The 14,519-nt window shown below is 58.6% G+C and carries 12 protein-coding genes; 5 read left to right on the top strand and 7 right to left on the bottom strand.

Annotated features, from left to right (window positions below; genetic code table 11):
* Positions 1-85 precede the first annotated feature (85 nt).
* The 3 genes from KMP13_RS01125 to xylB all read left to right on the top strand — a co-directional run bounded on the left by KMP13_RS01125 (position 86) and on the right by xylB (position 3,789).
* Complete coding sequence (locus KMP13_RS01125) at positions 86-502, top strand: VPLPA-CTERM sorting domain-containing protein (RefSeq protein ID WP_215263599.1); 417 nt, start codon at positions 86-88, stop codon at positions 500-502.
* Positions 503-833: 331 nt separating this feature from the next.
* Complete coding sequence (locus KMP13_RS01120) at positions 834-2,186, top strand: VPLPA-CTERM sorting domain-containing protein (protein WP_215263598.1); 1,353 nt, start codon at positions 834-836, stop codon at positions 2,184-2,186.
* Between the two features lie 151 nt (positions 2,187-2,337).
* Positions 2,338-3,789 carry a xylulokinase gene (gene xylB / locus KMP13_RS01115; protein WP_215263597.1) on the top strand — a complete coding sequence of 484 codons (1,452 nt, stop codon included), beginning with the start codon at positions 2,338-2,340 and terminating at the stop codon, positions 3,787-3,789.
* Between the two features lie 61 nt (positions 3,790-3,850).
* Here xylB and KMP13_RS01110 read toward each other — a convergent pair whose 3' ends face one another.
* The 5 genes from KMP13_RS01110 to KMP13_RS01090 form a co-directional block, all read right to left on the bottom strand.
* Positions 3,851-5,434: a calcium-binding protein gene (locus KMP13_RS01110; RefSeq protein ID WP_215263596.1), complete on the bottom strand. Its 1,584-nt coding sequence runs from the start codon at positions 5,432-5,434 to the stop codon at positions 3,851-3,853.
* A 474-nt stretch (positions 5,435-5,908) separates the two neighbouring features.
* The gene (locus KMP13_RS01105; protein WP_215263595.1) at positions 5,909-6,415 is read right to left on the bottom strand and encodes a bactofilin family protein; all 507 of its coding nucleotides are present in this window, start codon (positions 6,413-6,415) and stop codon (positions 5,909-5,911) included.
* Positions 6,405-7,739, bottom strand: a complete 1,335-nt coding sequence (locus KMP13_RS01100) for a M23 family metallopeptidase (RefSeq protein WP_215263594.1) — start codon at positions 7,737-7,739, stop codon at positions 6,405-6,407. Before KMP13_RS01100 ends, KMP13_RS01105 begins: the two co-directional genes overlap by 11 nt.
* Positions 7,740-7,941: 202 nt before the next feature.
* Complete coding sequence (locus tag KMP13_RS01095; RefSeq protein ID WP_215263593.1) at positions 7,942-8,787, bottom strand: ferritin-like domain-containing protein; 846 nt, start codon at positions 8,785-8,787, stop codon at positions 7,942-7,944.
* Between the two features lie 407 nt (positions 8,788-9,194).
* The gene (locus tag KMP13_RS01090) at positions 9,195-9,656 is read right to left on the bottom strand and encodes a peroxiredoxin (protein WP_215263592.1); all 462 of its coding nucleotides are present in this window, start codon (positions 9,654-9,656) and stop codon (positions 9,195-9,197) included.
* Between the two features lie 148 nt (positions 9,657-9,804).
* Between KMP13_RS01090 and KMP13_RS01085 the strand changes: the two genes are divergently transcribed.
* Positions 9,805-13,152, top strand: a complete 3,348-nt coding sequence (locus KMP13_RS01085; RefSeq protein ID WP_353055663.1) for a YhdP family protein — start codon at positions 9,805-9,807, stop codon at positions 13,150-13,152.
* A 35-nt stretch (positions 13,153-13,187) separates the two neighbouring features.
* Here the strand turns inward: KMP13_RS01085 and KMP13_RS01080 are convergent, their stop codons facing one another.
* Together KMP13_RS01080 and KMP13_RS01075 are read right to left on the bottom strand one after the other, a co-directional pair.
* Positions 13,188-13,586, bottom strand: a complete 399-nt coding sequence (locus KMP13_RS01080; protein WP_215263591.1) for a hypothetical protein — start codon at positions 13,584-13,586, stop codon at positions 13,188-13,190.
* A gap of 9 nt (positions 13,587-13,595) precedes the next feature.
* Entirely contained in the window at positions 13,596-13,946 is a 351-nt protein-coding gene (locus KMP13_RS01075) for a VOC family protein (RefSeq protein WP_215263590.1), read from the bottom strand.
* Between the two features lie 94 nt (positions 13,947-14,040).
* Here KMP13_RS01075 and KMP13_RS01070 point away from each other — a divergent pair, with 94 nt between their 5' ends.
* A complete protein-coding gene (locus KMP13_RS01070) occupies positions 14,041-14,493 on the top strand; it encodes a winged helix-turn-helix transcriptional regulator (protein ID WP_215263589.1) in 453 nt (150 codons plus the stop codon).
* The last annotated feature ends 26 nt before the right edge of the window (positions 14,494-14,519 follow it).

The raw sequence follows: 14,519 nt of genomic DNA, 5'->3' as shown, positions 1-14,519 counted from the left end.
CAACTGCCACAAACGCCAGTGCCGCGCGAGCGGCTTCGTCCAAGAGCCCAGTGTCACGGACGCAACTCAGTACGGGCCGGTTGCCATGACCAGCGATGTGTTTTTTGGCGAAGGCAATGACCTTTTGCAGGTTTTCGACCGAAACAACCTGGTTGATCTGTCGGAAGGCGGTTGGTTGAGCGATGATCTGGCCACCTTTTGGGGTGATGATGGTGAGGATGCGCTCGAGCTGGTGGATTTCACTGCGGCTGAATTCTCGACCTTTGGCTGTGTGACGCTGTTCTCGCAAGATACCCTCAGCCTGAATATCGACGGGGAAAAGCAGTTCGCTTTTGGCGGGTTTGAGCAATTCCTGTTTGCCGATGGCGCTTTTACAGTCAGCGACTTTGTGGATGAGGCTCCGGTTCCGTTGCCGGCAGGAGGCGTTATGCTGGTTAGCGGGATTGGGGGCTCCGCGACGTCGCCGCCGCCGCACGCAAGCCGCGTGATCACAGCCGACTGAAGCAAACCACAGGCGCGCGGGGGACAGGTTTGCGCGTCTGAACGGCCGGTTGTTGGGGGCTGTAACCTCTTGCAACTCCGACACACGCAACCAAAACGCCGGCATTGTCAGCAGCCGCGTCGAGAGGTTCGCGGCGCGGTTTCCCTGTGTTACGGCGGTGATGCCCATCAAAGGGGCGTCGTGCGATCAATTCATAGTGAATTCACTACGTTTGCCACTTTTAGTTGTGCAACTCAATTTCTAAAATGCGACATAAATTTGTGACGAATATCTGGCACTTCATGTGCGTGCCACCACGTTAGTAATTCATTTGACTGTAAGGAATTGAATGATGTCTGTGTATTTCAGGGCCAGCACGGCGGTTACCTTGATCATGTTGTCCGGACCGGCGTTTGCGCAATGCCTGCCAGGCGTTCCCGATGACGGAGACGTGGTCACCTGCAGCGGCATAGATACCGACGGTGTGAGCCAGGAGTTTCTGGGCACAGGCAATCTGGACGATGTGACCGTCACGGTCAACGCAGGCACGATTGTCAGCAACCTCAGCAGTGGTGAGCATACCATCGAGCTGGATGATGACGCGGTGATCGAGGTCAACGCCGGCGGCTCGGTTCTGGGTCTTTTGGGTGAAGATGCCATTCATCTGGATAATGACGGGCAAGTCTTCAACTCGCATTTCATCTCAGCAGATGATGACGCGATCCAGGCCGGCAATGGCCTGTTGGTTGACAACCGCGGCTGGATCCAAGCCACCGACGAAGGCATCAATGCAGACGACGATGCCGAAGTGATCAACCGCGCGGGCGCATCGATTTTTGCCGGTGACGATGCGGTAAAGGCGGGACGTCGGGCCACGATTTTTAACGAAGGTTTCCTGCAAAACACCGGTACTGACGTCGGCGACCCTCAGGATGCAATTGACCTGGATTCCGGCACCATCATCAACCAGGACGGATTGATCTTCTCCAACCTGGGCGATGGCATCGATTTTGACGCGATTGAGCTGGACGGGGATGATGACACCGCCGAGATCAGCTTTGTTCAGAACCGGGGCAGCGGGATCATCCAGGGCCAGATTGGGATTGAAACCGATGCGGCCAATACATCGTCGCAATTTGTTACGCTGCACGATACCTCGTCTTTGCTGGGGCATTCCGGGGTAGCGGCCAATTTGGGCGATGGTGAGGATCTGCTGCAGTTGAACGACCGCGCCAGTATTTTTGGCGACGTATTCCTTGGCGATATGAACGACATTTTTGAGGTGCGTTCCTCCGAGGTGGTTCTGGGTGGCGATGTCTATTTCGGCGAAGGCGACAACACGCTGGCGCTGCTTGGCGATGGGGTGAATATTTTCAGCGGCGACTGGTTCCAGACCAATGGCGCGACCTTTGTCGGCGGCACTGGGGTGGACACGCTGAGCCTGTTCAACCCGGATCCCTTTACTTCGGATGATTTCACGAAACTGTTCGATATCAATTTCGTGTCCGAAGATCTATTTTCACTGGACGCCGGATTTGGAGCGCGGGTGTTCTTTGAAGACTTCGACAACATTCTTTTGAACGATGGCACTTTTGCCTTTAGCGATTTTGCCGCAATCGCGCCGGTGCCGTTGCCGGCCGGTGGTCTGCTGTTGTTGGGCGGATTGGGTGGCCTGACGGTCCTGCGCCGTCGTCGCCGCGCTTAAAAGGCGGTTTGTGACCCAAGTCCTGCGAGAATGAGACCAAGACCGCGTGGGAGAGATCCGGCGCGGTTTTTTCCATGTGGCTGATTTTCCCGCTTGAGGCTGGGGCCAGCATGGCGCTAGCGTCGCCCAAGTTCAAAAGGGGGAAGGCGGCATGGCCTATTTGGGGATTGATCTTGGCAGCTCAGGCCTGCGCGTCTTGCTGGTTGGCGCCGATGGCGCGGTGATCGCCACGACCGAGCGGGCCTACGGGTTTTCCCATCCCCATCGCGGCTGGTCCGAACAGGACCCCAAGGACTGGATCACAGCGCTTGAGGACGCGGTTGCAGAGCTGCGCGCGAAGCATCCGGCCTTTCAAAGCCTGCGCGGGATTGCGGTGTCCGGCCATATGCATGGCGCGGTTTTGCTGGATCAAGACGGCGCGGTTTTGCGCCCCTGCATCATGTGGAACGACACCCGATCTGAGGCTGAGGCTGCAATCCTGGATCAGACCGCCGGGGTGCGCGAATTGTCCGGCAATATCGTCTTTCCCGGTTTTACCGCGCCCAAGCTGCGCTGGGTGGAACGCCATGAGCCCGAGACTTTTACCAAAGTGGCCAAGGTTTTGTTGCCGGCCGCCTACCTGAATTTCTATCTGACCGGCGGCTATGTCTCGGACCTGTCGGATGCATCCGGCACCTCCTGGTTGGATGTGGGCGCGCGATGCTGGTCCTCCGATCTGCTGGCCGCAGGTGGCATGCGGCGCGATCAGATGGCGGAGGTGGTTGAGGGCAGCGCGCCGGGCGGCCAATTGCGCGAGATTTTGCGCCGGGACTGGGGGCTGGCGGGTCCTGTGGTTGTGGCTGGCGGTGCCGGTGACAATGCGGCCGCCGCCTGTGGGATTGGCGCCTTGGGTGAGGGGCAGGGGTTTGTCTCCCTTGGTACGTCCGGCGTTTTGATGGCCGCGCGGGATGGCTATTTTCCAGCGCCGGACACCGCGCTGCATACATTTTGCCATGCGGTGCCGGGGCGGTGGTATCAAATGGGGGTTATGCTGTCGGCGGCCAGCAGCCTCGGCTGGTTTGCAGGTATCTGTGGTGCCACACCGGCGGAGTTGACAGGCGCGCTGCCCGAGACATTGCGCGATCCCGCTCGCGTGCAGTTCCTGCCATACCTCAGCGGTGAACGCACACCGCACAATGACGCCAATATCCGTGGCGGTTTTCTGGGGTTAGAGGCCGCAAGCACCCGTCTGGACATGACACAGGCGATCCTGGAGGGCGTAGCCTTTGGTCTGCGCGACAGTCTGGAAGCGCTGCAATCCACTGGGGCCCAGCTGGATCAGGTCATGGCCGTGGGGGGCGGCGTGGCGTCACCCTATTGGTTGCGGTTGATTGCCACCTGCCTGGATGTGCCACTGACCCTGCCCGAAGGCGGAGCCTTTGGCGCTGCGTTGGGGGCCGCGCGACTGGCAATTGCCGCCGATACTGGCGCAAACCCCGAGGCTGTGATGACCCCACCAAAAGCGCGCGCGGTGATTGACCCGGACGCAGAAAAGGCCGCGCAGTACGACGCGGCCTATCAAAATTTTCGCACGCTTTACCCCGCGATCAAAACTTTGAGGTAGAGCGATACATTCGTGCCTGCACGCGAAAGCCGATGTGCTTAAGCGTGCAGGAAAAGCGACCTTAGAACAAGAAGTTGTCGGAATCATTCAGGTCGGAGGATGTGACGCCTTCGACAAAAATAGAGGTGTTGGCATAGGTAATCAACGTCCCGCCGTTCTCGTTTGCGAAACTCAGATCGGACAGTTGAGATGCGCCTGCGTTGATGTCGAATTGATCCTCACCAACCTCAAAGTCGGTAATCAGGTTATCGCCGTCCCGACGCGAGTTAAAGGCAAAGGTATCGTTGCCGTTGCCGCCCGTCAGAGTGTCATTGCCTCTGCCGCCTACGATACTGTCGTCGCCACCTGCGCCACGCAGGTTGTCGTTGCCCAGGTTTCCCGAAAGTGTGTCGTCGCCGCGGCCGCCAAACAGTCGGTCATTTCCGCTACCGCCTGAGACGTCGTCTTGGCCGTTGCCGCCGAACAAGACGTCACGGTTCTGACCACCATTAACGACGTCGTTGCCATTCCCTGCAAGGATGCGGTCCGAACCTGCCTGACCAGACAATTCATCGTCGCCATTGCCGCCATTCAACGTGTCGCGACCACGTGCGCCTCTCAGAACATCGTTGCCACCACCTCCTGACAAGAGGTCATTGCCACCCCCCCCAAATATTTGGTCGTTGCCGCGTGCTCCCGAAAGTTGATCCGCCCCCGAGCCACCAAGTAAAGTATCGTTGTTTGCCCCTCCGAATACGGTATCATCGCCGCCGCCGCCAGAGATGCGATCGTTCCCAGAGTTACCGAATAAGCTATCGCTGCCGCCTTGACCAAATATCGTATCACGGCCATTTCCGCCTTGAATGAGGTCGCTGCCTGTACCACCGGCAATGAGGTCTCTTCCGGAGTCACCCAAGACTATATCGTTGCCGTTCCCTCCAGCAAGGTTATCGTTCCCGGAAAACCCTCTGATACTGTCATCTCCATCCTGCCCCAGGATTAGGTCATTTGAAACTCCGGCAATGGCGTTCCCTTCGAGGACATCATCAGAGTTGCCACTGACATTGATGGCGAGCGTCTGGTCCAGAAACTGCAAGATTTCAACGTTAACCAATGTGTCGGAAACGGCATCGGGCCCAACGACTTCTAAGATGCCTGGAAAACTGGATTCGAAGTCCACGTCGTCAAAAGAGGCGTTGATGATGACCCGATCTGTACCTTGTCCGCCGAACACATCTTCTGACTGATCAGATAATGTGATCGTGTCGTTTCCTTGAAAACCTTCCACCGTTGTAAAAGAGGCGTTGGTATCCACGACTATGTTGTCGTCCTCACCCAACAGTATTTCCAAGATTTCCATGCCGTCCGCTGCTTCCAGGAATTGCCCGCCGGTCAGGTCTATGTCGGAAACAGCAAGGAAGGGGACGCCCTCTACACCATATGTCACGCTTGTGACGGTCCAGCTCGAGATGTCTTCGGCGGTGAAGTTGCCCGTTGCGGTTAAGAAATGCCCACCGAAGGTCCCGTTGCTGTTGCCCTCTATCCGAAGCGTCGTGTTTGTTGTGGTTAGCGTCACGTCGGGGCTTTGGATCAAAAACTCCAACGGGGTGCCCGCATCCAGAATATCATACAAATCGAAGGGCGGGGAAAATGTTACGTCTGCCATTTTAAGTCCTGAGTTAAACGGATTTTTAATTTTAAGGCGGTTACCAGTTTTTAACCAAGTCAATTTGTCCAAAATTGGACGGTGTTACAAAAAAGATACTGGTTAAATATTGGGTGTATAATCTATTTATTAGGCGTGTGGTGATGTTGATTTAGTGAACAGTGTTTCTTTTCAATGCCCTGTGCATGTCAGAATGAAATTTTTCGAACATGCGCAGAACGTATTGAATGACTGTTTCATTTGAAGAACAGGATGGGTGACTGATCTTTGGTAGAAATGCACGCGATTGTGATCTAGTGGGCGCACACAACATGCACAGTGAGTGCCGTTAATTGAAGGCTATGCGAGTCAAAATTTGCCAGAATAAGCTGCCGTTTCGTTCCTCGTGTTATTTATGGCGTGCCATAAATAAAAAAACGCTGCGAGATAGCGCAGCGTTTTGGAAATAATTTTAGATCTGAACCGGAAAGGCAGTTAGCCCTGCGCGGGCGCAGCAGCTGGTTTCGCGGCGGCTTTGCCTGGGTTCAGGGGATCGTCCTGACGTTGTACTGAGCCTTCGAAATGGGCCCCGCTTTCGATCGCGATTGTTTTGTGGATGATGTCACCTTCGACACGCGCGGTGGCGGTCAGGCGAACTTTCAGGCCACGCACGCGGCCAACGATACGGCCGTTGATCACGACGTCATCGGCGGTCACTTCGCCTTTGATGGTGGCGCTTTCGCCGATGGTCAGCAGGTGGGCGCGGATGTCGCCTTCGACAGTGCCTTCGACCTGGATGTCACCGGTGGTTTTCATATTGCCGGATACGTGTAGATCCGAAGACAGAATCGACGCAGGCGGTTTCGCCTTGAGGGCGCTTGCCTTGAAATCAGAGGCGGGCGCCGACGGTGCTACGGGCGCTGCCGAAGAGGGAGCAGCCGGAGCGGGTGAAGAACCTTCGGGCTTTGCGCCGGGTTCGTTGATTTTGCTTTTAGAAAACATTTCTTGCAGCCTTGATATAGATCATCGGGTTTACAGGTTTGCCATCGACCCGGACCTCGTAATGGAGGTGGGTCCCGGTTGACCGTCCAGTGTTACCCATATCAGCAATATGATCCCCGCGCGAGACCCTTTGGCCAACCTTGACGCGGATGTTTGAATTATGGGCGTAACGTGTTTCGATGCCAAAGTCGTGTTTGATCACGACCAGACGGCCGTAGCCGGATTGCCATCCGGCGGTGGTTACCACGCCATCGGCGGTCGCAAAGATGTCCGTGCCGGTCGCACCGGCGAAATCCGCGCCTTTATGCAAACGCCGACCGCCAGTTTTGGGGTCGCGACGATACCCAAAGCCAGAGCTTTGACGCACGCGGTTCAGGTTCACCGGCACATCAAAGGGCGCGCGTTCAGCAGCCAGGCGATACAGGTTCAGCTGGCTCATTTTCGACAGCAGCTCGTTGGCGCGCAATGTGTCCGGGTCGGCGATTTCGCCGCTCGTCGACATGGCAAGTGGTTCAAGCGGGCCACCCTGGCCATCATAACCACGGCGCACCTGTTCGATAATGCGTTCAGGCGGCATGCCGGCCTGGCGGAACATTTTGTCGAGCGGTTCAACTGAGACGGCCATTGCCTCTTCCAACTGGCGGAAAATCTGGTCGTTGCGCTCTTCCATCAGGCGCATTTCCAGCTTCAACTCATCGCGTTCATTCAGCGCGCTTTGGGCATCGGCCAGGATCTGGTCGCGTTCCTCAGCGGTTTCGGCCAAGGCATCGGCGACAAAATCCATCTGCGCGGGCAGGGTGACAGCGGCGATCTGGTTGGCGGCACTGTCGGCGGTGCTTGCACGCAGATCTGCCAGTGCGGTGCGGGCGTTTTCCCGTTCGCTCATGGTTTTGCGCAGCGTGGTCTGGATCACCTCGATCCCCGTTTCCAGCTCGCGGCGCCGTGTTTCCGAAGCCAAAAGCTCGGACTGCATCGCAGAAATCTGGGTCAGGGCGGCGTTAAACCGTTGCTGTGCGGCCAACGCCTCGGTGGCGCGATCGTCACGCTCGACCGAGATCGCATTGAGACGCGCGCGGTATGTCACCTGATCGCGTTTCGCCTGTTCGCGGAAATTGCCGGCGCCAATACTGTCCATCAAAACGATGGCAGAGGCGACAATCGACCATGTCACAACAGCCGTCATACCGATGGCCGCAACCAATTGGGTTTCCGAGCGCAGACGAATAAATCGTGTATCGCTGTCAGACTTTACAAAGACGCGGCGCTCGGGAAAGCGGCGCTCTAGAAAGGCGTGAACCTTGATGCCAAGACGTGTTCGCTTCATCGCGCTCCGTTCCAATTCGTCCTTCAGCCCTCCGGGCCGTCGGGGCGCGGGTCTTGTTTAAGTGGCAGTTCCATAAGGAATTAACCAGACGCTAACCTTTGAGCAAGCTTTTGGTGGGTCGACTAACGCAAACGTAAAGTCGCAGCGCGGATTCGTACCGCTTTATGAGCGATTCTTTGCCGATTAACGGCATTTTAGCCGGTTACGACCACCCCGGCAGCGGTCTGATCTGGTCAGAAAGTGGCCAGTAGAAGTCCGGCGGAATACCCGCCTCGGCGCGTTTTTCCTCGTTAAACGGGGGTTTGAGGGCACCGTGGAAATATCTGCGCACCAGTTTGTGGAACTCTTCCTTGGGATCCAGACCGTCGCGCCCACAAAGGAAGTTGAACCATTTCGCCCCATAAGCCACGTGGCCGACTTCCTCGGCGTAGATGAGGGTGAGCGCCTCGACCGCCTCGGTCAGGTTTGCTTTTTTGAAAACTTCGATCATGCCGGGGGTCACATCCAACCCGCGGGCCTCCAGCACCATAGGCACCACGGCGAGGCGTCCCATGAGGTCATCGGCTGTGTCTTCGGCTGCGCGCCACATGCCCGCATGGGCCGGGAGTTCGCCGTAATGACTGCCGAGGTTTTCCAGGCAGTCGCACATCAGGTTGAAGTGCTTGCTCTCCTCGTCGGCCGATTGCACCCAGTCATCAAAGAAGCCAAGCGGCATGGGCACGTGGGAAAACCGGGCGATGAGATCCCAGTGAAGATCGACCGCGTTCAGCTCAATATGGGCGACGGCATGCAGTAGCGCCTTACGGCCGACCTCGGTTCCCGGTTTGCGCTTGGGCACGTCGCGTGGGTTGCGCAGTTCCGGCTGGTCCGGGCGCGCTGGATGGAGGGGCGGCGCGGCGGTGCCAACCGCGATCTCGGGCGCGTCATCGCGGCGATAGGCGAACCACTGTGCGGCGTAGCGATGCGACAAGGCCGTCTTTGCCCGCCCGTCCGCAGTGGTCAGAACGTTGGTGGCCATCTGGGCCAGGGTGAGGGACGTGTCGGTCATCGCGGTGCTCCGGACGGTTTAGGCTGTTGTATGTGGGTGAGGGGTCTTTGGGGGTGGTCGTCTAAGAGTGCTAGATACGGGCACAACGGATCCAGGGCCCACCAAAGCGAAAGCTTCAAACCCACCCATCACCTGATCTGTCCCCTGCCACCGCTTCCCCGCCGCCGCAAGGGAAATAACCGTCTCCCCGCCACGGCGGGGCCCCTCGGCGATTTCCTTTGCACCACGGTGCGCGCGACGGCTTTTCGGGGGCAGGTGATGGGCGGCTCCGAAGCGAAAGCGTAAAGATCGATGCGCGAGGGGCGCGGCGGTCGGTGGTGCGCCGCGCCCCTTTGCGCGGCGCTATGCCCAACGCTGCCAGGGGGTGCCCCGATAGGGGCGCATCTGCAGGGGCGGGAGGGATTGGGTTAAAGCGCGCGGATGGTTTCAAGCACTTCGTCGACATGGCCTGGCACTTTGACCTTTGGCCAGGTCTTGGCGATTTTACCCTTTGCGTCGATCACAAAAGTCGCCCGTTGGATGCCCATGCTTTTGCGCCCATACATGTTCTTCTCAACCCAGACGCCGTAGCGTTCGCAGGTGTCGCTTTCGGCGTCTGACAGCAGCGGCACGGTGAGCGCGTGTTTGGCTGTGAATTTCGCGTGTTTGGCAACCGTGTCTTTGGAGATCCCAAACACGTGAACGCCCGCGTCGGCAAAGCTTTGCAGATGTTCGGAAAATCCGATGGATTCCTTGGTGCAGCCTGGCGTATCATCACGAGGATAAAAGAAGAGAACCACGGTCTGCCCTTTGAGCGCGGAAAGCGTGACCTCATCACCGCCATCGCGCGGCAGGGTGAAGTCGGGGGCAAGATCGGATTGGCTGAGCATGGAACAGGTCTCCAGATAGAATGTGTCAAAGTTTTCCCGCTATACTTAGGCGATAACTCCCAAGGGAAAAGCACTCATCGCACCCGATCCACATAATTCTGCCACCACCGGCCCCGCGCCGGACGGCGAACCTGTGCCGGATGCGCAGGTGGACGTGTTGCCGCGCCCTTGGGTTTTGGGGCTGCGGCGCATGGGCGTGGTCTTGCTGCGCTGGACCAGTGTGTTGTGCGTTTTGGCGGCCGGTTTGGTCTATTTTGGCCAGGGGCGACAGTTTGATGTGCCACCCTGGTTGCGTCACCGCGTTGAAGGCGTGATTGAGGCACAGTTGGGCGGTCTGGACATTGAGTTCGGCGCCATGCAGGTGATTGTCAACCAAGGCTGGCGGCCGCGTGTGGGGCTGCGCGATGTGGTGCTGCGTTACGAAGATGGCGCGATTGCCGCGCAGCTCAGCGATGCGCAGGCGAGCCTGTCGATGTCGAACCTGTTTCATGGTCGCATTAGCCCCAAAACGGTCTACCTTGCCGGCTTGGTCGCCACGTTGCGCCGCGGCGGTGACGGCGTGGCGCTCAGCCTTGCGGATGGGGCCGATGCCGTGCGGCAGGCACAGAACCTGCCTGAGTTGATCGAACAATGGGATCTCTACCTGGATCAGCCGGGTCTGGATGCGCTGACGGCGATTGATGTGGAGGCGATCACGCTTCAATACGAAGACCTGCGTATTGGTCGCGCTTGGACCTTTGATGGCGGCTACATCCGGCTGGACCGGACCGGCGAAGATGTGGCCTTGTCGACCGGGTTTTCCGTGCTGAGCGGCGGCGATGGGGTTGGTGTTGTTGAGGCTAGTTATACCTCCGCCATTGGTGATACGGCGGCGGAGTTCGGCATCGCCTTTACCGAACTGCACAGTCAGGACATCGCGGTGCAAAACCCGGCTCTGGGGTGGTTGGAAATTCTGCGCGCGCCAATCTCTGGTACTTTGCGAGGCGGGGTCGACAGCCAAGGCGGCTTTCTCCCCGTTGCCGCCAGCCTTGAGATCGGGGAAGGCGCGCTACAACCGGATGACACCGCGCGCCCAGTAGCCTTTGATGGGGCGAGCAGCTATTTCACCTATTTCCCGGCCGAACAGCTGTTGCAGTTTGACGGGCTCAGCGTTGCCACCGGTTGGGGCAGCGGCCAGATGGAAGGGATTGCACGGCTCAGCGGGATTGAGAACGGGCAACTGCAAGATCTGGTCGGGCAATTGCGGTTCTCGGACCTCCAGCTGAACCCGTTTTACCTATACGAAGACGTGCAGCAATTTGCCGGTGTGACCACGGATTTTAAACTGGAGCTGCACCCGTTTCGCCTCAAGCTCGGTGAGGCAACCGTGACCCAGGATGCCACCACCGTGCATCTGAAAGGTGAGGTTTGGACCGATGACGCGGGCTGGGCCTATGCGCTGGATGGGGCGGCGGATGTTGTCACCATTGATCAGGTCAAAACCCTGTGGCCGGCCGCCGCGCCGCCCAAACCGCGCAAATGGGTGCGGGAGAATATCTCGGACGGGATCGGGCGCGATGTGCAGATCGCCCTGCGCAGTCGGGCTGGGCAAAAACCATTTCTGTCGCTGTCGCTCGGGTTTGAGGGCATGCAGCTGCGGTATCAAAAACACATGCCCGAACTACAGGGCGCGGCGGGGCAGTTTTCGATCCACGGCAACCGCTTGGTAGCGACCGCGACCGAAGGAGAGGTGCTGGTTGATACAGGCGGCGCGCTCAATGTCGCGGGCACGTCGTTCATTATCCCAGACACCAGCGTCAAAGGTGGCAGCCCGGCGGTGATCCGATTGGCCGCCGACGGTTCTGTCACGGCGGCGCTGTCGCTGTTGAACCGCGAACCCTTGTCCGTGATGGACAAGGCAAACCTGCCCGTCGAACTGGCGGAGGGGCGCGCGCAGGTGCAGGGCACGATGGCGCTGGCGCTCAAAGACAAGCTGTCGCTGGACGAGATTGACTATCACTACATCGGCACCATCCGTGGGGTAAAAAGCGACGTATTGGTGCCCGATCACGTGGTGACGGCGGACCGGCTGACGGTCAGCGGCGACCAGGATCATGTGCAGGTCACCGGCAATGGCGCGCTGAGCGGCGTGGCGGCAACCGTGGACTGGCGTCTGCCGTTGGGGGCTGCGCGTGACACGGAACCCCATCGGGTGATTGGCACCGTGGCGCTGACGCCCGAAGCGGTGGAGACGTTCAAGATCGGACTGCCCCGAGGCACGGTTTCGGGGTCCGGGCGTGGCCAATATCACCTGCGTTTTGAGCCGGGCGCGGCTCCGAAACTTTCAATCACGTCCGACCTGCAAGGGGTCGGGCTGCGCATTGCATCCCTTGGCTGGCGCAAACGGGAAACGGCGACGGGCAGCCTGGAGGCCCAAGTGACTTTGGCTCAGACCCCCCGTGTGGATGCGCTGTCGGTGTCGGCGGCGGGGTTGACGGCAACCGGTCGGGTGTCCTTGCGCGACGGTGGTGGCCTCAATCAAGCGGTGCTGTCCTCGGTGCGGATTGGCAATTGGCTGAACAGCAGCGCGACCTTTACCGGGCGTGGATCTGCGGCGCCGTCGCTGGCGCTGTCGGGCGGCAGCCTGGATCTGCGCACCGCGCCATTTGGCAGCAACAATGGCGGCACGGGATCCGGGTCTGGTGGCAGTTCGGGCGGGATTGGACCGATTGAATTTGCCCTCGACCGGGTTCAGGTGACCGAAAGTATCGCGCTGCGCAATATGCGCGGTCGGATCTCGACCCAAGGGGGCGTGAACGGTGAATTCCGAGGCTTGTTGAATGGGCAGACCGCGGTGAACGGCGTCTTGGTGCCGCAAAACGGTGGCATGGGGATCCGGGTGCGCTCAGACGATGCGGGCGGCGTCTTTCGGTCCTCGGGGATTTTGCGCCATGCCGCTGGCGGCAGTTTTGATATGACATTGGTGCCCGCCAAAAAGGCCGGCTATTTCAACGGCCAGATCACCGCGCGCAACACCTATATCCGGCAAGCCCCGGCCATGTTGGCACTGGTCAACGCTGTTAGCCTGGTGGGGTTGGTCACCGAACTGGCCGGCCAAGGCGTGCTGTTCACCGAGGTTGAGGCCCAATTCCAGCTGGGGCCGACCCATTTGCAACTATGGAAAAGCAGCGCGGTGGGGCCCTCCATAGGTCTGTCGATGGATGGTATCTACGATCTGGAAAACGGCCGTTTGGATATGCGCGGCGTGTTGTCGCCGATCTATCTGGTCAACGTGGTTGGCAGTGTTCTAACCCGCAAGGGTGAGGGGTTGATCGGCTTTGCCTTCAACCTTAAAGGGGCGGCTGATGATCCCAAAGTGACGGTGAACCCGTTGTCGGGATTGGCGCCTGGGTTCCTGCGGGAAATCTTTCGCCGCCAGTCGCCAACCATACCTGGTGAAGAACAACCCGCGCGCAAAAGTTTTCAAGACCGCCGCCAGGATCGCGAAGAACGCTAGGGCAGGGTGATTGCACGCGGGTCGTCACGCCCTTGTCAGGTCTTGGCGCGATAGAGAAGGCCAAGCACCACCGCAAACAGGCCGAATTGCAGCGCCAGATAGAGCGTCTCCATCACAATGAAAGCACCTGCATTGGGCACGTTCTGTTTGGCGACCAGCGCCAGCACATGGGACGTCCAGAAGAAGGCGCCCATCAGCCCGGCAAAGGCAAAGGCGCGGCCAAACCCAGATGTGCCGGTCATGAACAGCGGGTAGATTACTGCAAGTGCGATCCCTTGCAGAACCATCGTGGCGAGCCCTATTGGAATATTTGGCTCACCTTTGAAATAGCCAAAAGCCATGTATTGTTCCTTGAACAGGCCAAGGTGCCAGACGAGCGCCAGTGGAAACACAAGGACGACATAGGCAATCGCCGACAGCAGTATTTTCAACATGGTCTCACCTCACATTCCGGGTGCGCGTTTCCACAGGGCGAGCGGTGCACCGCCCGGATCGCGAATAAAGCTGGCATCTCCCGCAGGGCCTTGCAGGTTTTCTGCAATCACACTGGCCCCGTTGGCGCATGCCTCTTCTACTGCTTTGGGCAGATCGTCGACCTCAACATAGGGCACCCAACCGGACAGCCCCTCCATCCGTTCGGTGGTGGCGGCAAAGGGTTTGTCCTGGCCATCTGCCGTCAGAAACGTCATCGGGCCGATGTCATTGGGGGCCCAGCCAAAAGTCCGTTGCAGGAATTCAGTTGTGGCACTGCGATCGATTGCGAAATTGTCAAACCATACAAAGGGAGACGGCATCGGGTGATTCCTCTTTTAAAATGCAAGTAAAAATATGGTTAGATTTATCACTTGCATATTGCAAGAAAAATTCTGACGACGTATTTGAATGGCTATGACCAAGGACAAAAAACCAGATTGGGACGGATGCCCCACGCGCTATGCCGCAGGGATTGTGGGGGACAAATGGTGCTTCCTGATTTTGCGGGATGTGCTGCTGCACGGCAAACGCACCTACAGCGAGTTTCTGAAGGGGCCTGAGGGGATATCGACCAATATCCTAGCCAATCGGCTGGCCCGGTTGGAGGCTGCGGATATGTTGGATCGCCAAATCGATCCGCGCAAAGCCAGCCGTGTCTGCTACTTTCCCACCCGCAAAGCCCGCGACGTATTGCCCGCCCTCATCAGCATTATGGTCTGGTCCACGAAATACGACCCGGCCACTGAGGCACCGGCGTCCTTTGCCGCGGGGTATCAGGCAGACCCCATCGCGGCCATCGACTGGTATGAGGCTGAGATTGACCGGATCGATGCAGAGATCCTTGCGCGTTTTGACCATGGCCAATAGCGGCAAACCGCCTTATGAGAGCGGGC

The sequence above is a fragment of the Epibacterium ulvae genome (genome assembly GCF_018678075.1).
In the GTDB taxonomy this organism is placed as follows: domain Bacteria; phylum Pseudomonadota; class Alphaproteobacteria; order Rhodobacterales; family Rhodobacteraceae; genus Epibacterium; species Epibacterium ulvae_A.
Note: the sequence above shows the minus strand (reverse complement) of the source record. Positions and strands in the feature narration are given on the sequence as shown.

Excerpts from the sequence above, each read along its gene's own strand:
- KMP13_RS01125 (WP_215263599.1), top strand. The coding sequence starts at position 86 with ATGACCAGCGATGTGTTTTTTGGCGAAGGCAATGACCTTTTGCAGGTT.
- KMP13_RS01120 (WP_215263598.1), top strand. The coding sequence starts at position 834 with ATGTCTGTGTATTTCAGGGCCAGCACGGCGGTTACCTTGATCATGTTG.
- xylB (WP_215263597.1), top strand. The coding sequence starts at position 2,338 with ATGGCCTATTTGGGGATTGATCTTGGCAGCTCAGGCCTGCGCGTCTTG.
- KMP13_RS01110 (WP_215263596.1), bottom strand. The coding sequence starts at position 5,434 with ATGGCAGACGTAACATTTTCCCCGCCCTTCGATTTGTATGATATTCTG.
- KMP13_RS01105 (WP_215263595.1), bottom strand. The coding sequence starts at position 6,415 with ATGTTTTCTAAAAGCAAAATCAACGAACCCGGCGCAAAGCCCGAAGGT.
- KMP13_RS01100 (WP_215263594.1), bottom strand. The coding sequence starts at position 7,739 with ATGAAGCGAACACGTCTTGGCATCAAGGTTCACGCCTTTCTAGAGCGC.
- KMP13_RS01095 (WP_215263593.1), bottom strand. The coding sequence starts at position 8,787 with ATGACCGACACGTCCCTCACCCTGGCCCAGATGGCCACCAACGTTCTG.
- KMP13_RS01090 (WP_215263592.1), bottom strand. The coding sequence starts at position 9,656 with ATGCTCAGCCAATCCGATCTTGCCCCCGACTTCACCCTGCCGCGCGAT.
- KMP13_RS01080 (WP_215263591.1), bottom strand. The coding sequence starts at position 13,586 with ATGTTGAAAATACTGCTGTCGGCGATTGCCTATGTCGTCCTTGTGTTT.
- KMP13_RS01075 (WP_215263590.1), bottom strand. The coding sequence starts at position 13,946 with ATGCCGTCTCCCTTTGTATGGTTTGACAATTTCGCAATCGATCGCAGT.
- KMP13_RS01070 (WP_215263589.1), top strand. The coding sequence starts at position 14,041 with ATGACCAAGGACAAAAAACCAGATTGGGACGGATGCCCCACGCGCTAT.